At 70.4% G+C, this 17,088-nt stretch carries 19 protein-coding genes; 8 read left to right on the forward strand and 11 right to left on the reverse strand.

Annotated elements, in window-relative coordinates; genetic code table 11:
• Window positions 1-149 precede the first annotated feature (149 nt).
• From dapE to ASD93_RS15805, 3 genes are all read left to right on the forward strand, one after another.
• Entirely contained in the window at window positions 150-1,226 is a 1,077-nt protein-coding gene (gene dapE / locus ASD93_RS14740; RefSeq protein ID WP_056124648.1) for a succinyl-diaminopimelate desuccinylase, read from the forward strand.
• Entirely contained in the window at window positions 1,208-2,428 is a 1,221-nt protein-coding gene (locus ASD93_RS14745; RefSeq protein WP_056124651.1) for a hypothetical protein, read from the forward strand. Before dapE ends, ASD93_RS14745 begins: the two co-directional genes overlap by 19 nt.
• Window positions 2,429-2,525: 97 nt before the next feature.
• Entirely contained in the window at window positions 2,526-2,699 is a 174-nt protein-coding gene (locus ASD93_RS15805; RefSeq protein WP_082569411.1) for a DUF3117 domain-containing protein, read from the forward strand.
• Window positions 2,700-2,768: 69 nt separating this feature from the next.
• Here the strand turns inward: ASD93_RS15805 and ASD93_RS14750 are convergent, their stop codons facing one another.
• Complete coding sequence (locus ASD93_RS14750; protein WP_056124653.1) at window positions 2,769-3,404, reverse strand: O-methyltransferase; 636 nt, start codon at window positions 3,402-3,404, stop codon at window positions 2,769-2,771.
• A gap of 72 nt (window positions 3,405-3,476) precedes the next feature.
• Here ASD93_RS14750 and ASD93_RS14755 point away from each other — a divergent pair, with 72 nt between their 5' ends.
• A complete protein-coding gene (locus tag ASD93_RS14755; protein WP_056124656.1) occupies window positions 3,477-3,866 on the forward strand; it encodes a hypothetical protein in 390 nt (129 codons plus the stop codon).
• A 27-nt stretch (window positions 3,867-3,893) separates the two neighbouring features.
• Here the strand turns inward: ASD93_RS14755 and ASD93_RS14760 are convergent, their stop codons facing one another.
• From ASD93_RS14760 to ASD93_RS14770, 3 genes are read right to left on the reverse strand one after another with little or no spacing between them, the layout of a single operon-like run.
• On the reverse strand, window positions 3,894-5,048 hold the full coding sequence (locus ASD93_RS14760) for an Mrp/NBP35 family ATP-binding protein (protein ID WP_056124659.1): 1,155 nt from the start codon (window positions 5,046-5,048) through the stop codon (window positions 3,894-3,896).
• Window positions 5,045-5,569 carry a DUF1003 domain-containing protein gene (locus ASD93_RS14765; protein ID WP_056124662.1) on the reverse strand — a complete coding sequence of 175 codons (525 nt, stop codon included), beginning with the start codon at window positions 5,567-5,569 and terminating at the stop codon, window positions 5,045-5,047. Before ASD93_RS14765 ends, ASD93_RS14760 begins: the two co-directional genes overlap by 4 nt.
• Window positions 5,569-6,873 (reverse strand): magnesium transporter MgtE N-terminal domain-containing protein, encoded by a 1,305-nt coding sequence (locus tag ASD93_RS14770; protein ID WP_056124665.1) that lies wholly within the window; start codon window positions 6,871-6,873, stop codon window positions 5,569-5,571. The genes ASD93_RS14765 and ASD93_RS14770 overlap by 1 nt, the downstream gene beginning before the upstream one ends.
• A 40-nt stretch (window positions 6,874-6,913) precedes the next feature.
• Between ASD93_RS14770 and ASD93_RS14775 the strand changes: the two genes are divergently transcribed.
• Both ASD93_RS14775 and ASD93_RS14780 read left to right on the forward strand, forming a co-directional pair.
• Entirely contained in the window at window positions 6,914-7,558 is a 645-nt protein-coding gene (locus ASD93_RS14775) for a general stress protein (RefSeq protein ID WP_056124668.1), read from the forward strand.
• A 3-nt stretch (window positions 7,559-7,561) separates the two neighbouring features.
• Window positions 7,562-8,251 carry an alpha/beta family hydrolase gene (locus tag ASD93_RS14780; RefSeq protein WP_235566978.1) on the forward strand — a complete coding sequence of 230 codons (690 nt, stop codon included), beginning with the start codon at window positions 7,562-7,564 and terminating at the stop codon, window positions 8,249-8,251.
• Here the strand turns inward: ASD93_RS14780 and ASD93_RS14785 are convergent.
• From ASD93_RS14785 to ASD93_RS14795, 3 genes are read right to left on the reverse strand one after another with little or no spacing between them, the layout of a single operon-like run.
• Window positions 8,233-10,032: a gamma-glutamyltransferase family protein gene (locus tag ASD93_RS14785; RefSeq protein WP_056124670.1), complete on the reverse strand. Its 1,800-nt coding sequence runs from the start codon at window positions 10,030-10,032 to the stop codon at window positions 8,233-8,235. The genes ASD93_RS14780 and ASD93_RS14785 overlap by 19 nt on opposite strands.
• Complete coding sequence (locus ASD93_RS14790) at window positions 10,029-11,453, reverse strand: aminopeptidase P family protein (protein WP_056124675.1); 1,425 nt, start codon at window positions 11,451-11,453, stop codon at window positions 10,029-10,031. The genes ASD93_RS14785 and ASD93_RS14790 overlap by 4 nt, the downstream gene beginning before the upstream one ends.
• A gap of 37 nt (window positions 11,454-11,490) precedes the next feature.
• Window positions 11,491-12,513 (reverse strand): endonuclease/exonuclease/phosphatase family protein, encoded by a 1,023-nt coding sequence (locus ASD93_RS14795; RefSeq protein ID WP_056124676.1) that lies wholly within the window; start codon window positions 12,511-12,513, stop codon window positions 11,491-11,493.
• Window positions 12,514-12,587: 74 nt separating this feature from the next.
• Between ASD93_RS14795 and ASD93_RS14800 the strand changes: the two genes are divergently transcribed.
• Window positions 12,588-13,451: a PHP domain-containing protein gene (locus ASD93_RS14800; RefSeq protein WP_056124679.1), complete on the forward strand. Its 864-nt coding sequence runs from the start codon at window positions 12,588-12,590 to the stop codon at window positions 13,449-13,451.
• 38 nt (window positions 13,452-13,489) lie between these two features.
• On the opposite strand, the gene ASD93_RS14805 is transcribed toward ASD93_RS14800, so the two are convergent.
• Complete coding sequence (locus ASD93_RS14805) at window positions 13,490-13,918, reverse strand: SHOCT domain-containing protein (protein WP_082569412.1); 429 nt, start codon at window positions 13,916-13,918, stop codon at window positions 13,490-13,492.
• A gap of 123 nt (window positions 13,919-14,041) precedes the next feature.
• A complete protein-coding gene (locus ASD93_RS14810) occupies window positions 14,042-15,514 on the reverse strand; it encodes a DEAD/DEAH box helicase (RefSeq protein ID WP_056124682.1) in 1,473 nt (490 codons plus the stop codon).
• 228 nt (window positions 15,515-15,742) lie between these two features.
• On the opposite strand from ASD93_RS14810, the gene ASD93_RS14815 reads away from it, so the two are divergent.
• Window positions 15,743-16,456, forward strand: a complete 714-nt coding sequence (locus ASD93_RS14815) for a ferritin-like fold-containing protein (protein WP_056124685.1) — start codon at window positions 15,743-15,745, stop codon at window positions 16,454-16,456.
• Between the two features lie 24 nt (window positions 16,457-16,480).
• On the opposite strand, the gene ASD93_RS14820 is transcribed toward ASD93_RS14815, so the two are convergent.
• Window positions 16,481-16,771, reverse strand: coding sequence for a hypothetical protein (locus ASD93_RS14820; RefSeq protein WP_056124688.1), 291 nt, complete (start codon window positions 16,769-16,771; stop codon window positions 16,481-16,483).
• A 5-nt stretch (window positions 16,772-16,776) separates the two neighbouring features.
• Complete coding sequence (locus ASD93_RS14825) at window positions 16,777-17,001, reverse strand: DUF3107 domain-containing protein (protein ID WP_056124690.1); 225 nt, start codon at window positions 16,999-17,001, stop codon at window positions 16,777-16,779.
• Between the last annotated feature and the right edge of the window lie 87 nt (window positions 17,002-17,088).

Genomic DNA, 17,088 nt, shown 5'->3' on the forward strand with positions numbered 1-17,088 from the left:
GATGGTACTGCAGGGGGGACCCTGTGGGAGAGTAGGACACCGCCGGACTTCCATTACCGAAATGGCCACCCAACGCAGGGTGGCCATTTCGCGTTAACCTCCACACCGGGGCGACCAGCCGTTTGTGCATCCCTCGGTAGACTCGAGGGATGCCGACGCTCGACCTCACTGCGACATCCGCGGATCTGACTCGGACCATCTGCGACATCGCGAGCGTCTCCGATGACGAGACCCGCCTCGCGGACCTGATCCACGAAGCGGTGTCGGCATTGCCGCACCTCGAGGTGTTCCGCGACGGCGACACGATCGTCGCCCGCACGAACGCCGGCCGCGCGCAGCGCGTCGCGATCGCCGGGCACATCGACACCGTGCCGATCAACGGCAACGTGCCGACCCGCGACATCGAGGTCGACGGGGAGCCCTACATCTGGGGCCGTGGCACCGTCGACATGAAGGCGGGGGTGGCGGTGCAGCTCAAGCTCGCCGCCGAGCTCACCGCCCCACGCGTCGACATCACGTGGATGTGGTACGACCACGAGGAGGTCGATGCCGATCTCAACGGGCTCACGCGTCTCACCGCGATCCGCCCCGACCTCTTCGCCGCGGACTTCGCCATCCTGGGGGAGCCGTCCAACGGCGAGGTGGAGGGAGGGTGCAACGGCAACATGCGAGTGATCGTGCGCACCCACGGCGTGCGATCCCACTCCGCTCGCGCGTGGATCGGTGAGAACGCGATCCACAAGGCCGCGCCCATCCTCACACGTCTCGCCGAGTACCGTCCTCGCGACATCGCCGTCGAGGGCCTCGTCTATCGTGAAGGCCTCAACGCGGTGCGCATCGGCGGCGGCATCGCCGGCAATGTGATCCCTGATCTCTGCGAGGTCGAGGTCAACTACCGATTCGCCCCGAGCAGAGACGCGGCGGAGGCCGAGCGCCACGTACGCGACGTCTTCTCGGGTTTCGAGGTCGACATCGTCGATCTGGCCGTGGGCGCGCGCCCGGGTCTCGATGCTCCCCTCGCCCAGGAGTTCGTCGAGGCTGTGGGAGCCGAACCGCGTCCGAAGTACGGGTGGACGGATGTCGCGCGCTTCAGCGCTCTCGGTGTTCCGGCCGTGAACTACGGCCCCGGTGACCCGCACCTCGCGCACCACGACGAGGAGCGCGTCCCCATCGCGCAGATCGACGCGGTCGAGCGGGGCCTTCGCGCGTGGCTCAGCAGCCGCTGACCGAGCAGCCGACGCGGGAGCGCTTCGCCACCGTCGCACTCCGCGTCGCGCTGATCTACATCGCAGCCCGAGTCGTCACGACGATCTTCCTCCTGATCGCCGCCGAACTCTCCGGCGTCGGTTCCCGGTTCGGTCCCGATGCGGGTCTGGCCGACCTCGTGCTCGGCTGGGACTCGCGCTGGTACTGGATCGTGGCCGAGACGGGCTATCCGTCGGAGCTCCCTCGCACCGATTCGGGTGCCGTGGGGGAGAACCAATGGGCATTCATGCCGATCTACGCATACCTGGCGAAGATCGTCGCGCTGCCGTTCGGCCAGTGGGCGGTCGGCGCGTTCATCGTCTCGATCACGGCCGGGTACGCGGCATCCGTCGCTCTGTACTACCTGCTGCGTGAGAGGATCGACTCGACCGCGGCCGCGTGGGCGGTGGCCTTCTTCGCCGCCGGCCCGCTCGCTGCGCTCTTCCAGGTGGGATACGCCGAGTCGCTGTTCCTGCTCTGGCTGTTCCTCGCGTTGTGGTGCGTCGTGCGTCGGCGCTACGGCTGGCTCTACCTGCTGATTCCGCTCATGGCCTACACGCGTCCCGGGATCCTCGCCTTCGCGCTGTTCCTCGCCCTGTTCGGCGTGTGGCGATTCGTCTCCAGAACGCGTGAGCCGCTGTCCTCGCGCGAAGTCGTGCACATCGTCGCGCTGGGAATCCTGGCGGTCGCCGTGGGTTTCTCATGGCAGCTGCTCGCGGGCTGGGTGACGGGCGAAAGCGGTGCGTACCTCGCCACGGAGCTGGCGTGGCGCCGCAACTGGATTCCCGGCGATGCGGTGTTCCTCCCGCTCGACGGCTTCGTGAGCGCGACCGACTTCTGGTTCGGCTCGGTGTGGGGACTGAGTCCCGTGCTCGGCTATGTCGTGCTCGCGGCATCCGTCCTCTCTGTCGCGGCGATCCTGCTCTTCGTGCCGCAGGTGAAGCGGCTCGGCGTCGAGGTGCGGCTGTGGAGTGCCAGCTACCTGGTGTACCTGCTTCTGGTGTTCTTCCCGCAGTCGAGCATCTTCCGCCTGCTCGTGCCGCTGTCTCCGCTGTGGGGTGCCGTCGCCGCGCCGCGCTCCAACATCTGGCGCGCGGGCGTGCTGACGGCCTGCCTCGTGGGACAGTGGTGGTGGATCTACAACATGTACGCGCTCGGGAATGCGATCTGGCAGATCCCGTGAGCGAATCGCCGGAATGACGTAATCCCCAGGATGGGACGCGGCGTCCCAGCCTCACGATAAACTCGTAGATGCAGACCATCGATGAAAGGGAGCCGCAATGGCAGCCATGAAGCCGAGAACCGGAGACGGGCCGATGGAGGCCGTGAAGGAGGGTCGACTCATCATCGTGCGCGTGCCGCTCGAAGGTGGAGGTCGTCTCGTCGTCTCCGTCAACGACGCTGAGGCGAAGGAGCTGTACGACGTTCTGGGTGGAGTCGTCGCAGCCGCCTGAGGCACATTCGTTCCGCTGAACGGCCGGTCGGAAGACCGGCCGTTCGACGTTGCCTGGCGTCCGGCGGCGCTAGTCCTGGCTGACGGTCGTGAGCTGCAGCAGGCCTTCGCCGACGATGGACAGAGCCCCGATGACCGCAGGCGATGCCTGCGTCTCCTGGATCAGTGAGCGGTAGGCGGTCGTGACGCTGTCGCGTCGCACCGGATCGGCGACGGCGCCGCCCGCCATCACCCGGGGAACGAGCACCGTTCCGCCGGCGCGCACGAGCCGGAGTCCGTGCTCGACGTACTCGATGACACCCTCGGGGTCGGCGTCGACGAGGACGATGTCGTAGGAGGCCTCGTTCATGCGCGGGAGCACCTCTGCTGCGCGACCGGTGATGAAGCGCGCGCGCGCGGGCGGAATGCGTGCGTCGGCGAATGCCTGCCGCGCGGCTCCGAGATGCTCGGGTTCCTTGTCGATGGTGGTGAGGGTCGCCCGGGGCGACCCATGCAGCAGCCACAGGCCGGAGACTCCGGCGCCGGTGCCGATCTCGACGATGTTGAGAGCCTGCGATGCCGCAGCGATCACCGCGCACTGCGCACCGACGGGGGCGCTGATCGGCGTCGCGCCCAGCTCCATGGCGTGGGCCCGCGCGCGGGCGATGTGCTCCGGTTCGATCGTCACCTCAGCGGCGAACCGCTGATTCGCGTTCTGCTCACCCATGCCGTGCCTCCACGCGAAAGCCTACGCGGGCCGAGTGCGCGGACTGCTCAGGCGCGGCGGTAACCTGATCTCATGTTCTTCGGCCTCACGATCGAGAAGCTGCTGCTGATCGGGGTGATCGCCGCGTTGATCGTCGGCCCCGAGCGGCTGCCTCGATACGCGGAGGCACTCGCGACCTTCACGCGTCGTGCCCGCGACTGGGTGTCGTCGGCGCGCACCCGCGTGCGCGACGAGATGGGCGAGGACTTCGACGACGTCGATTGGCGCACCCTCGACCCGCGCCAGTACGACCCGCGGCGCATCATCCGCGAGGCGCTCCTCGACGACGCCCCGGTGCCCACCGTCCGCGCGGCGCAGGCGGGGGCGGCGGTGGCGTCCACCGGCACGAGCCCGCCGCCGGTGCGGTCGCCGTTCCGCGGGCCGGACGACCTGCCGACCCCGTTCGACTCCGAGGCGACCTGACCTCCGCCGCTGCGCGGCGAACGGGGCTCAGCGAGGACGCAGGGGCAGCGAACGTCCCGAGAGACCACGAGGCTCGGCGGCGATGGCAGCAGCGACGCCGGCGATGGCAACGGATGCCGGATCGTCCGGATGCGCGAGGACTGCCGGGATGCCGGCATCCGCGTCGGCGCGCAGCGTCGGGCTGAGGGGCACAGAGGCCAGGAGCGGCACCGGCGAATCGACACCGGTCAGAGCCGCCGCCACGGCCGCACCGCCGCCCGAGCCGAACAGCGCGAAGGAGGTGCCGTCGGGGAGCGTCATGGCGGACATGTTCTCGATGACGCCGATCACCCGCTGGCCGGTCTGACGCGCGACCAGTCCGCTGCGCACCGCGACGTCCGACGCCGCGGACTGAGGTGTCGTGACCACGAGCACATCCGCGTGGGGGAGCAGCTGACCCACCGAGATCGCGACATCGCCGGTGCCGGGAGGCATGTCCAGCAGCAGCACGTCCAGGTCGCCGAAGTAGACGTCCGTCAGGAACTGCTGCACTGTGCGGTGGAGCATGGGACCTCGCCACGCCACGGCGCCCAGCGGAGCCTCGTCCGCGCTCCGCCGCAGGAACATGCCGATCGAGATGACCTTCACGCCGTGCGCGACGGGCGGCAGCATCAGATCGTCGATGCGGGTCGGCTGGGGCACGCTGCCATCGGGCCCGACCAGTCCGAGCAGCGGCGGGATCGAGAACCCGTGGACGTCGGCGTCGACGAGCCCGACCGCGAGTCCGCGCGCCGCGAGCGCCACCGCGAGGTTGGCCGTGATGCTCGACTTCCCCACGCCTCCCTTGCCGCTGGTGACAGCGATCACGCGGGTGAGCGAGTCGGGACCGAAGGGCATCTCGCGGGCGGCGCGGCCGCCGCGCAGGCGTTCGGTGAGCGCCTGGCGCTCGAGCGGCGACATGACGCCGACGTCGAGCGCGACATCCGTGATGCCCGCCACGGATGCTGCAGCCGAACGGACATCAGCGGAGATGCGGTCGGCGGCCGGGCATCCGACGATCGTCAGGGCGATGCCGACGTGGGCGACGCCCCCGGAGACGGTGATGTCGCGCACCATGTCGAGTTCGCCGATCGGACGGCGAAGTTCGGGGTCGACGACCGCGGCGACGGCACGCCGAACCGCCTCGACGGCTGCGTCGCTCATCGGGACGCGCCCTCCTGCGGCCCGCGCGGCTCGAGTTTGTCGAGAAGGACGCGAAGCTCGGCGCGGAGCACCTCGCGCGTCACGACCTCCTCGGAGAAGTCGTTGACCGCCATCCGCAGCGCCACGACCTCCCGGGCGAGGTACTCGGTGTCCGCCAGGTTGCGCTCGGCGCGCTGGCGATCCTGCTCGATCTGCACCCGGTCGCGGTCGTCCTGCCGATTCTGCGCGAGCAGGATCAGGGGGGCGGCGTAGGAGGCCTGCAGCGACAGGATGAGCGTGAGCAGGGTGAAGTTCGTCGCGGCGGGATCGAACTGGAGCTGAGGCGGCGCCCAGATGTTCCAGCTGAGCCACACCAGCACGAAGATCGTCATGCCGAGGAGGAACCCTGAGGTGCCCATCGCGCGCGCGAAGGACTCCGAGAACCGGCCGAAGCGATCGCGCGAGGGCTGCGGGGTGCGCTGGAGCATCCCTCCGCGCCCGCGGGGCGCGTCGAGTGGCGTGGTGCGCGTCTGCCGTGCCATCAGCGCCTCCGCGGGATGCTCGCGGTGCCGGTGGGGACCGATGCTGCGTTCGCGGACGCCGATCCTTCATCGCTGTCGTGCGAACGCCAGTCGTCGGGGAGGAGGTAGTCGAGGACGTCGTCGATGCTGACCGCGCCGACCAGGCGGTGGGCCTGGTCCACGACGGGAACCGACACCAGGTTGTAGCTGGCGAGGAGCCGGGCGACCTCCGCTGCCGAGGCCGATGCGGGCATCGGGTCGAGGGTGTCGTCGATGATGGCGCCGAGCCGCTCGTGCGGCGGGTAGCGCAGCATCCTCTGGAAATGCACGGTGCCCAGGAGCCGGCCCGTTGGGGTCTCGTAGGGCGGGAGGGTGATGAACACCGCGGCGGCCAGCGCCGGGTGGAGCTCGTGGCGGCGGATGAGCGCGAGCGCTTCGGCGACGGTGGCGTCGGCCGACAGCACGATGGGCTCGCTCGTCATGAGTCCGCCGGCTGTGTCGGGACCGTACTTCAGAAGGGCACGGACGTCCTCCGCCTCCTCGGGCTCCATCAGCTCGAGAAGCTCCTCCGAGCGCTCCTCGGGCAACTGGCCCAGGAGGTCGGCCGCGTCGTCGGGCTCCATCGCGTCGAGGATGTCCGCCGCTCGCTCGTCGCCCAGCGCCTCGAGGATGTGCACCTGGTCGTCCTCGGGCATCTCTTCGAGTGCGTCGGCGAGCCGGTCGTCGGGGAGCTCCTCGGCGACCTCGATCAGTCGGTCCTCCGGCAGATCCAGGAGGGTGTTCGCCAGATCGGCGGGCTTCAGGTCGGAGTACGTGGCGACGAGCTGCTCGGCGGACTGGGCCTCACCGGGGTTCTGCTGCTCGCGGACATCCGACCAGCCCGCGAATGTCGTGGGCCCCTTCGCGAAGGGTGACGCGCTCGTGCGCGGCCGACGCAGGAAGAGCTGTCCGACATCCCACTCGCCCAGGCGGTTGCGCTCGATCGCGACGTCTTCGATCACCGCGGTGCCCGAGCCGTCGTTGAGATAGACCTTCCGGCCGAGCAGCTCGGCCATGACGCGCACCTCGCCGCCGCGCGGCTGGAACCGGCGGACGTTGATGAGGCCGGTCGTGATGACCTGGCCGGTGGCGATCGAGGTGACGCGACCGATCGATACGAACACGTGACGGCGCCCGGGGATCTCCACCACCAGGCCGATCACGCGCGGGGGATCGTCTTTGCGGTAGATGACGACGACGTCTCGCACCTTGCCGAGACGGTCGCCGGCGGGGTCGAAGACGAAGCACCCGGACAGGCGCGCGACGAATACCCTCTGCGTGCTCACGCGTCCCAGCGTAGCCCGGACACCGTGGGAGGATGGGGAGATGACCATGATGGGCGGACGCTTTCCGCAGGGTTCGGACGAGGTCGGTCAGACCGTCGCGAGCTTCCCCACCTACGAGGCCGCTCAGAAGGCGGTTTCGTCGCTGATCGCGGGCGATGTCCCGGCGCGCGACATCGCGATCGTGGGTCAGGGACTGCGCTCCGTCGAGCGGGTCACCGGTCGGCTGGGCTATGCGTCGGCGGCCCGGTCGGGTGCCATCAACGGAGTGCTGCTCGGGCTGCTGTTCTCGGCGATCCTCGTGATCGGATCGCCCACGGTCCCGATGCAGGCGTTCGTCGGAGTGCTGTTCGTCGGCATCGCGATCGGCATGCTTCTCAGCATCATCACGTACTCGTTCGTTCGTCGTCGCCGCGACTACGCCTCGGTCATGCAGGTCGTCGCCGATCACTACGAGGTGACCGTCAGCGCAGCCGGCATCCACCGTGCGCGTCAGATCCTCGGACCGCAGGCGGCGCCCGAGCCGCCCGGCGCGGCTCCCGCCCCCGAGGTGCGGGTCGACGCTGCCGAGCCCCCGCGATACGGCGAACGCGTGAGCCCGGGAAAGGCATCGCCCGCCGCTCCCGGCTCCGAGGCCGAGGTCGGATCCGACACCCAGCCGGCCGATCCGCCTCCCACGGAACGCTGAGCCGTGCACGAGAGCGACCTCCGCATCCCCGTGCAGCTTCCGGCCGGTGAGGTCGAGATCTCCGCGGCGTACGCGCTTCCCGAGGGTGCGTGGGCGCTCGTCGCGGTGGCGCACGGTGCCGGCGCGGGGATGCGGCATCCCTTCCTCTCCGGCTTCGTGGGCGCGCTCCACGCCGACGGGGTCGCCACGCTGCGGTTCAACTTCCCGTACCTCGAGGCAGGGCGACGGATGCCAGGCCCCGCCGCTCATGCGATCGCGACGTGGTCAGCGGTCGCTGCGACCGCTGACGCGCAGGCCCCCGGACTGCCCTTCTGGGCGGCGGGAAAATCGTACGGCGGTCGAATGGCCTCGATGGCGGCGGCGGAGTCGGCGATCTCGCCGGCGGGTCTCGTCTATCTCGGCTACCCGCTGCATCCGCCGGGAAGTCCCGACAAGGCGCGCACGGCGCACCTTCCCGACATCGCTCAGGCGCAGCTGTTCGTCGAGGGATCGAAGGACCCGTTCATCGACCCGCTCGATCAGTTCGAGCGGGCCGTGGCGTCGTGTCGGGATGCCGAGACCGTGTGGATCGACGGGGGCGGCCACTCGTTCGAGGTGAAGGGTCACAAGCGCTCCGCCGACGACATCGGCGCGGGCATCGCCCCGCTCGTCGTCGAATGGATGCGCCGCCGGAGTCAGCGCCCGGCCGCGTAGCCCTGCATTCCGCGCGGGTTCGCCGCGGCCCACAGCGTGCCGTCGGCCGTGCGCCGTCCGACGGCCGACACCCGGCCCAGCGACCAGTCGCCGGCGCGGGTGACACGGTGGCCCCGGCGCTCGAGGCCGCCGATGACATCGTCGCCCAGCCGATCCTCGACGACGGCGCCGGCCGGCGTCCAGGTACGCGGCCAGAAGGACTCGGGCATGGCGGTCGTATGGAGCGTCGGGGAGTCGATGGCCTCCTGCGCGGTGTAGCCGCCGACGATCATGCGCAGCAACACCGGAAGCTGCCACTGGTCCTGCTGGTCGCCGCCCGGCGTGCCGATCGCGAACTCCGGCTCGTGGCCGCGGAGCACGAGCGTCGGAGTGAGGGTGGTGCGCGGACGCCGCCCCGGCGTGAGAGACGACGGCGTGCCCGGTTCCAGCCAGGTCATCTGCAGTCGCGTCCCGAGGCAGAAGCCCAGTGCCGGGATCGTCGGCGAGGACTGCAGCCAGCCGCCCGAAGGCGTCGCCGAGACGATGTTGCCCCATCGGTCGACCACGTCCAGATGGCAGGTGTCGCCGCGGGTCTGGCCCGAGGGCGAGACGGTGGGCTCGCCCGTGGATGCCCCGTCCGCCGCGGAGTCGGTGCGCAGCGGCGGAACGAACGGCTCGCGGCCGTGAAGGCGTCCGGGCCGGAACGCGGTGGACGCGCGGTCGCCGATGAGCTCGCGGCGCTCGGCGAGATAGTCGTCGGCGAGGAGCGCCTCGAGGTCTACGTCGTCGTCGCCGAACCAGGCATCGCGATCGGCGAGGGCGAGCTTCTGCGCCTCGAGGAGTGTGTGCGCGCCCGCCTCGGTCGAAGGGTCGATGAGGTCGTCGTCGAACGGCTCGAGCAGCGCGAGCGCCTGCAGAAGCGCCGGGCCCTGCGTCCACGGTCCCGCCTTCGCGATCGTTCGCCCGCGGAACGTGCGCGTGACGGCCGGCTCGTAGCCGGCTTCGAAGCCGGCGAAGTCGTCGATCGTGATCACGCCCGCGTGTCGTCCTCCGGCGGAGTGCCGGTGAGGCTGGGCGGCGAAGGCCGCGGACTCCTGCGCCACCAGGCCGGTGCGCCACTCGCGCCGCGCCGCGTCGACGCGCGCTGCCCGCCCGACCGGGCCGTCGTCGCGGACCGTGCACGAGGCGTGGACCAGTCCGTCCAGCACATCGGCATACGCGGGATTGCGCACGACGTCGCCTGCGGCGGGCGGGCGGCCGCCCGGCATCCACAGATCACCCGACGTCGTCCACTCGTCGCGGAAGAGGCCGGCCACGCGGGAGATGGTGGCGGCTGCCTGCGGGATCAGCGGATGCCCGTCCCGCGCGTACCCGATCGCGTAGGCCAGAACGTCGGTCAGCTCCCAGGTGCCGTGATCGCGCAGCAGCAGCAGCCACGCGTCGACCGCACCGGGCACCGCGGCCGCGAGGGCTCCCGAGCCGGGTACCAGATCGAGGCCCTCGGCGCGGTAGTGCGCGATCGTGGCTCCGGCCGGCGCCGGTCCCTGGCCCATGAGCACCGTCGGGGAGTCGGCATCCGCCGTCTGGAAGATGCCGACGAGATCGCCGCCCGGGCCGTTCAGGTGGGGCTCGACGACGTGGAGCACGAAGGCCGCCGCCACCGAAGCATCGAAGGCGTTGCCACCGCGCTCCAGGACCGACTGAGCGGTCGCGGTGGCGAGCCAGTGGGTCGACGCCGACATGCCGAACGTGCCCGACAGTGTCGGCCGGGTGGTGAAACCGGGTGGGGGAGTGAAGGTCACGCGGAGAGCCGGGCGATCCAGGCCTCGACCTCGTCGGCCGTGCGCGGGATGCCGGCCGACAGGTTGACCGGACCGTCGGCCGTCATGAGGATGTCGTCCTCGATGCGCACGCCGATGCCGCGGTACTCCTCGGGGACGGTCACATCGTCGATCTGGAAGTACAGGCCGGGCTCGATCGTGAAGACCATGCCCGCCTCGAGCAGGCCGTCGTAGTACATGTCGCGGCGGGCCTGTGCGCAATCGTGCACGTCGATGCCGAGGTGGTGACTCGTGCCGTGCACCATGTACCGGCGGTGGTGTCCGCCCGCGTCGGCGTCGAGCGCCTCCTGAGCGGTGACGGGGAGAAGGCCCCACTCGGCGACGCGGGTGGCGATGACCTGCATCGCCGCCTCGTGGACCGACCGGAACCTCACGCCGGGCTTCGCGGCCGCGAACGCCGCGTCGGCGGCTTCGCGCACGGTCTCGTAGATGCGCCGCTGGATGTCGGTGAAGCGACCGCTCACGGGCAGGGTCCGGGTGATGTCGGCGGTGTAGAGGCTGTCCACCTCGGCGCCGGCGTCGATCAGCATGAGGTCGCCGGGCACGACGGCGCCGTCGTTGCGCGTCCAGTGGAGGTAGCACGCATGGGGACCGGATGCCGCGATCGTGTCGTAGCCGACGGCGTTGCCGTCGCTGCGCGCCCGCTGATGGAAGACGCCCTCCACGATGCGCTCGCCCCGGGGGTGTGCCACGACCTCGGGAAGGTGGGCGACGATGTCGTCGAACCCGGCCGCCGTGACGTCGATCGCGAGCTTCATCTGCGCGACCTCGTAGGCGTCCTTGACGAGGCGGAGCTCCGACACGAAGCGCGTGAGGTCGTCGTTCTCATCGAGCACCAGGTCGTCGTCGTGGAGCTCGAGGCCGTCGATGTGCGCGGTGGCCAGGCCCAGGTCGGCGGCGACGCCCGACAGCGCGGGGCGCGGGCCGATCCAGAACTCGCCGATCGAGGCATCCGAGTAGAACTCCGCCGTCGTGCGGTCGGCGCGCTCGCGGAAGTAGAGCGTGACGTCGTGGCCGCCGGCAGCACGAGGTTCGAACACGAGCACCGAGCCGGGCTCGGCATCCGAGGCCCACCCCGTCAGGTGCGAGAACGCCGAGTGGGCGCGGAACGGGTAGTCGGTGTCGTTGCTGCGCTGCTTCAGCTCGCCGGCGGGAAGGACCAGCCGCTTGCCGGGGAAGGCGGCCGACACGGCGTCGCGGCGCGCTGCCGTGTAGGCGGCCTGCGCGCGGGCCGGCGGTGCGGTGTCGGGGCGCTCGGCCCAGCCTTCGGAGATGGTGTCGAGGAAACCCTGGCCGTACGGCTGCCGGCGGTTGGTGCTGGTCGACACGGGGGTCTCTGCGTCGGGGGTCGCGATCGTGTCGCTCTCGCCTGTGGTGCTCATGCGTCCAGTCTGGCATGGGCCGCAGACGCGCGCCCGGTCAGTCGACGGGCTCGAGTTGAACGATGAAGGGACGGTGGTCCGACCCCGAGTCGTCCATCGATCGCAGCACGAGCGACCCCGTCGCCTCCCAGTGGGGCGACGTCATCACGTGGTCGATCGGCGTGCCCAGAAGGGCGGGCACGGCGGCCGACCACGTGCCGATGGCTCCGTTGCCCGTGGCGACCGCGGTGTCGCGGCACAGACCGAGGTCTCCGCCGTCGATGCCGAGCTCGGTCATGTGGTCGACGGTCGCGTTGAAGTCGCCGGCCATGATCACGTTCGCGGTGCCGCACTGGTCGGCCAGCCACTGGAGGTCGTCGCGCCACTCCTGCATATAGCTCGGGCGGGGCGCGACGGCGTGGGCGGCGACGACGATCGGCCCGTCGCCGCTCGTCGGCATCGCCACGGCGCTCGGCACCGTCGAGGTGTTGCTCGTCCCGTCACGGGAGGACTCGATGATCGCGTAGTCGCCGAGTTCGGGGGAGATGAGCAGCGTGGTCGATCCGGCATCCCATTCCGTCGACGGATCCTCGGCGTGGTGAGCCCACATGCGGTGCCCGAGCTCGCGCATCGCGATCGCGACCTGCTCGCCGGTCTCGATCGTCGTCTCGGGGAGCGCGACGATGTCGGCGTCCATCGCGACGGCGATCTTGGCGATCGTGGCGGGGGGCGTCGCGGGACCGGCGGTGTTCCACGTCATGACCCGGATCGCCGTCTCTGTCTTGGCGGGGAGCGCGTCCGTCCCGGTGCCGCCGCGGCCCATGAGGATCACGCCGCCCGCGATCGCCGCCACTCCCGTGACGCACGCGAGCGCGAGGGAGAATCCGCGGATCGGACGGACGAGGGACAGCAGGAGGAAGACGACCGCCGCCGCCGCGAAGGCGAGCGCGAGGAGCCCGCGGAACGACACGATCTGCGCCACCGGATAGATGCGCTCCACGTGGAAGAACGACGGCCAGGTCAGCACCGCCGCCGCGATCGCGCAGAGCACCGTGACGAGGATCCCCAGCAGGCGCAGCACGACGGCGACTCTATGCGAGCAGTCTGGGAGATCGGTCAGCGCGGCGCCGCATGTCGCCGCGGTAATCTCGTGGGATGCCGGCTTCGCAACGCTTCGAGGGGCCGAGCGATCTGCACCTGCATTCGGTCCATTCCGACGGCACGGAGTCGCCGGCGCAGGTGATGGCCGCCGCGCACCGTCACGGGCTGCGCACCGCCGCACTCACCGACCACGACACGACCTCGGGATGGGCCGAGGCGGCCGAGGCAGCGGCATCCCTCGGCATGACCTTCCTCCCGGGCATGGAGCTGTCGGCGCGTCACGAATGGCGCAGCGTGCACGTGCTGGCGTACCTCATCGACCCGGACGACCCCGACCTCCGGGCGATGACGGATCGCATCCGCTCATCGCGGCTGGATCGCGCCCGCCTGATGGCGGATCGCATCTCCCGCGACTACGACCTGGTGTGGGACGACATCCTCGCCCAGACCTCCGACGGAGCCACGATCGGCCGCCCCCACATCGCCGACGCCCTCGTCGCGCGGGGGCTCGTCCGCGACCGCTCCGAGGCCTTCTCGAGCATCCTCCGCCCCGGCGGCGACTACTACGTCGCGCTCTACGCGCCCGATCCGGTGACCGCGGTCGAGCTCGTGGCAGGAGCAGGCGGAGTTCCCGTCATCGCCCATCCCGCAGGGCGGGCCGGGCTGCTGCCGATGCCGTTGATGGAGCGGATGCTGCGCGCCGGCCTCGCAGGGTTCGAGCTGGGCCACCGCGAGAACGTGGGCTCCGGCATCCGCACGCTCCGCGCGCTGTGCGAACAGCACGACCTCATCGTGACCGGGTCGAGCGACTACCACGGTCTGGGAAAGCCGAATCAGCCCGGGGAGAACACGACCGACGACGCCATGGTCGCGCGGATCATCGAGCGTGCAACGGGAAGCGCCCCCGTCTACCCGTAGGCGGACGAGGGCGCTTCTTCACACGAGAAGCGAGTGCCTCAGCTGAGAGCCTTCGTCTTGATGGCGTCGTACTCGGCCTGGCTGATCGTTCCGGCGTCGAGCAGCGCCTTGGCCTTGGCGATCTCGTCGGACGGGCTGGCGGCGGTCGCGACCTGCTTGATATAGGCGTCCTGCGCGGCCTGGACCTGCCGCGCCTCTGCCGCGCCGCGCTTGGCCATGCCGTTGCCGCGGGCGATCAGGTAGACCAGCAGGGTCAGGAAGGGCACGAAGATCAGGAAGATGATCCACACGGCCTTCCACCAGCCGCTGAGCTCGTGGTCGCGGAAGAGGTCGCTGATCACCGCGAACAGCGCGAAGAGGTAGGCCACGAAGACGAAGGCCCACAGGAACCACCAGATGATGTCCCCGAGGGAGCCCCAGAAGCCCTGGTACTCGTAGCCGGTGGTGACGGCGTCGATGAATCGCACGATACGTGCCTTTCTGATGCGAGAGGGCGACGCGACGTGCACCGCCTGCGATCAAGATAGCGCCCGCGGGGGTCGCAGTCGCGCGAACCCGTCCGTATGTCGCCGGGCGTCCTCGTCTGCGGGTCAGGCCCCGATGGTCGGGGCGCCGCCTCCGGAGCCGGAGCCGCCGCGACGGCGACGCCGGCGCCGCGGCGCGGGCTTGCCGTCGTGGTGCTCTCTGCCGCCGCCGTCGTGCGTGCCGCCGCCGTCGGCGGTGCGCTCGGTCGATCCCGCCGGCTGGCGCTCCGGGGCGCCGCTCTCGCCCGGGGCGCCGCCTCCGGAGCGGCGCCGGCGCCGGCGCGTCGCGTCGTCGGAGGAGCCGCCCTCGCGCGGTGCGGCATCCGTCGTCTTCACCGTCTGGGTCCTCGGAGCGGTCGCGATGCGGCCCTTGGTGCCGGCGGGGATGTCGAGATCGGAGTAGAGGTGCGGGCTCGAGGAGTAGGTCTCGACGGGCTCGGGCTGGCCGAACTCGAGCGCCCGGTTGATCAGCGCCCACTTGTGCAGGTCATCCCAGTCGACGAAGGTCACGGCGATGCCGGTCTTGCCTGCGCGGCCGGTCCGGCCCGCCCGGTGAAGATAGGTCTTCTCGTCGTCGGGAATGGTGTGGTTGATGACATGCGTCACGTCGTCGACGTCGATGCCCCGGGCGGCGACGTCGGTCGCGATGAGCACGTCGCGCTTCCCGGCCTTGAACGCGGCCATCGAGCGCTCGCGGGCCTCCTGGCTCATGTCGCCGTGCACTGCGGCGGCGTTGAAGCCGCGGTCGCCGAGCTCGTCCACGAGCCTCTGCGCGGCGCGCTTGGTGCGTGTGAAGACGACGCTCTTTCCGCGACCGTCGGCCTGCAGGATGCGGGCGATGACCTCGTCCTTGTCGAGCGAGTGCGCGCGGTACACCAGGTGCTTGATGTTGGCCTGCGTGAGCCCCTCATCGGGATCGGTGGCGCGGATGTGGATCGGGTTGGTCATGAACCGGCGCGCGAGAGCCACGATCGGCCCGGGCATCGTGGCCGAGAACAGCTGGGTGTGGCGCACCGCCGGAACCTTCTGGAAGATCTTCTCGATGTCGGCGAGGAAGCCCAGGTCGAGCATCTTGTCGGCCTCGTCGAGCACGACCTCGGTCGCATTCGACAGGTCGAGCAGGCGCTGGTTGTTGAGGTCGATGAGGCGACCGGGGGTGCCCACCACGATCTGCGCGCCGGCCTTGAGCTGGTCGATCTGGCCCTCGTAGGCCTTGCCGCCGTAGATGGCCACGACGCTCGTGGAGCGGTTGGACGTCAGCATGTCCATGTCTTCGTAGACCTGCACGCACAGCTCGCGGGTCGGCACGACGATGAGCGCCTTGACGCCCGGTGCCGGGTCGAGCCCGAGGCGCTGGACCACGGGGATGCCGAAGCCGAACGTCTTGCCGGTGCCGGTCTTGGCCTGGCCGATGATGTCCTGCCCGGGGAGGCCGAGGGGGATGGTCTGCTCTTGGATCGGGAAGGCGTCGACGATCCCCTTGACGGAGAGTGCGTCGACGATGTCCTGGTCCACGCCGAGTTCGGCGAAGGTCGTCACGATGAGTGCCTGTCCGGCAGTGAGATGCTGCCTGGGTCCGTGCCCTGGCGCGGCGCCGTCGATGTCGTCGCGCGGGCGGAAGTGCGATCCACGCCCTCTCTCAGCCACAGGCGCGGGAGCCCCGATCCGACGCCGGGGACCTGTCCACGATACCGGAGGGAGCGTTGCGCGCGGCATTTCACGGGGCCGATGCCGCGCACGACGCCGCGCGACTCTAGGCTGTAGCGCGTGGTCAAGTGGTTCTGGCAGCGACGTGAGCCCCGGCGGAAGCTGCAGTTGCGCGCACGGGAGGACCTCGGCGATGCGACGCGCGTCGACTTCGAGGAGCTCGCGCCCGAGATCGACACCTTCCTCGGCCAGGCGGCGTACCTGCAGCTCGGCTACTTCGAGACGCTCAGCGAGCTCATCGCCCTCACGCCCGAGCTCTCCGACAAGGAGGCGCTCTCCCGCGCGGCGGGAGCCGCGCTCACCAAGCACGAGGAGCTGGTCGCGCTGATCCGCCTGCGCGGCGACGACCCCACCGACCTGATGCTGCCCTTCCGCGAGCCGCTCGACTCCTTCCGGGCGGCGACGCACGGCGTGCGCCCGCAGGAGACGCTCCTCTCGGTGCACATCACCGCGGGCATGCTCGACGACTTCTATCTCGCCCTGTCGGCGAGTTACGGAGAGACCGGCCGGCGCGTCGCGGTGATCCTGCAGGCGGACGACGATCGCGGGGCGATCGTCGACATCATCCTGCGCACGATCGACCGCGACCCGGAGTGGGCGGCGCTGCTCGCGCTGTGGGGTCGCCGTCTCGTCGGCGACACGCTGCTCATCGCACGGGCGGCGCTGCGCCCTGCCACGCTCGGAGCAGTGGACGAGGCGAAGGTCGAGCCGGTGTTCACCGAGCTCATGGCTGCTCACTCGAAGCGGATGGACGCGATGGACCTCGCGGCCTGACCGCTGCCGGACGTGAGGCGGTCGTCAGCCGATCTTGAGCCGTGCGCGCTCGGCGGCATCGTGGGCGACCCGCGCGCGGGTGAGCAGGATCACGACGGGGTAGGTGACGACCAGCGGCGCGACGAACATCGAGAGCCACAGCCAGATGCTGTCGATCCCGACCCCCGCCCACGTGAGGATCATCCACACCAGTCCCGCCGAGAACGCGCCGACGATCGGGGCGATCACGACGCCGCGCGTGCGGCGATCGCCGATCTGGAAATGCACCGCGACGCCGAGGGCGGCGCCGACGATGAGCGCGATGAGGATCTGCATCGCTGTCAGGCGACGAAGCCGACGCGGCGGGACTCCTCGGTCCCGAGCTCGATGTAGGCCAGCCCGGCAGCGGGAACGATGTAGTTGTTCCCCTTGACGTCGCTGAACGTGACGTGGGTCGCGCCCGCGTCGAGCGCGGTCGTGATCGACTTCTTGACGTCGGCCGCGGGCTCGTTGGTCTCGAAGCTGAGCTCGCGTCCGGTGTTCGCGATGCCGATGCGGATCTCCACGTGACTGCCTCTTTCCTGCTCTGCGCGCCGGTTCCCGGACGCATGGCAACTCTACGACACGGGCACCGGCGGCCAGGCCGCGCGGCG

Source organism: Microbacterium sp. Root180 (assembly GCF_001428485.1).
Taxonomy (GTDB): Bacteria; Actinomycetota; Actinomycetes; order Actinomycetales; family Microbacteriaceae; genus Microbacterium.

What these genes read in the sequence shown, in the direction of transcription:
- dapE (WP_056124648.1), top strand. Translation starts at nt 150, where the DNA reads ATGCCGACGCTCGACCTCACTGCGACATCCGCGGATCTGACTCGGACC.
- ASD93_RS14790 (WP_056124675.1), bottom strand. Translation starts at nt 11,453, where the DNA reads ATGAGCACCACAGGCGAGAGCGACACGATCGCGACCCCCGACGCAGAG.
- ASD93_RS14755 (WP_056124656.1), top strand. Translation starts at nt 3,477, where the DNA reads ATGTTCTTCGGCCTCACGATCGAGAAGCTGCTGCTGATCGGGGTGATC.
- ASD93_RS14760 (WP_056124659.1), bottom strand. Translation starts at nt 5,048, where the DNA reads ATGAGCGACGCAGCCGTCGAGGCGGTTCGGCGTGCCGTCGCCGCGGTC.
- ASD93_RS14750 (WP_056124653.1), bottom strand. Translation starts at nt 3,404, where the DNA reads ATGGGTGAGCAGAACGCGAATCAGCGGTTCGCCGCTGAGGTGACGATC.
- ASD93_RS14820 (WP_056124688.1), bottom strand. Translation starts at nt 16,771, where the DNA reads ATGCAGATCCTCATCGCGCTCATCGTCGGCGCCGCCCTCGGCGTCGCG.
- ASD93_RS14775 (WP_056124668.1), top strand. Translation starts at nt 6,914, where the DNA reads ATGACCATGATGGGCGGACGCTTTCCGCAGGGTTCGGACGAGGTCGGT.
- ASD93_RS14765 (WP_056124662.1), bottom strand. Translation starts at nt 5,569, where the DNA reads ATGGCACGGCAGACGCGCACCACGCCACTCGACGCGCCCCGCGGGCGC.
- ASD93_RS14800 (WP_056124679.1), top strand. Translation starts at nt 12,588, where the DNA reads ATGCCGGCTTCGCAACGCTTCGAGGGGCCGAGCGATCTGCACCTGCAT.
- ASD93_RS15805 (WP_082569411.1), top strand. Translation starts at nt 2,526, where the DNA reads ATGGCAGCCATGAAGCCGAGAACCGGAGACGGGCCGATGGAGGCCGTG.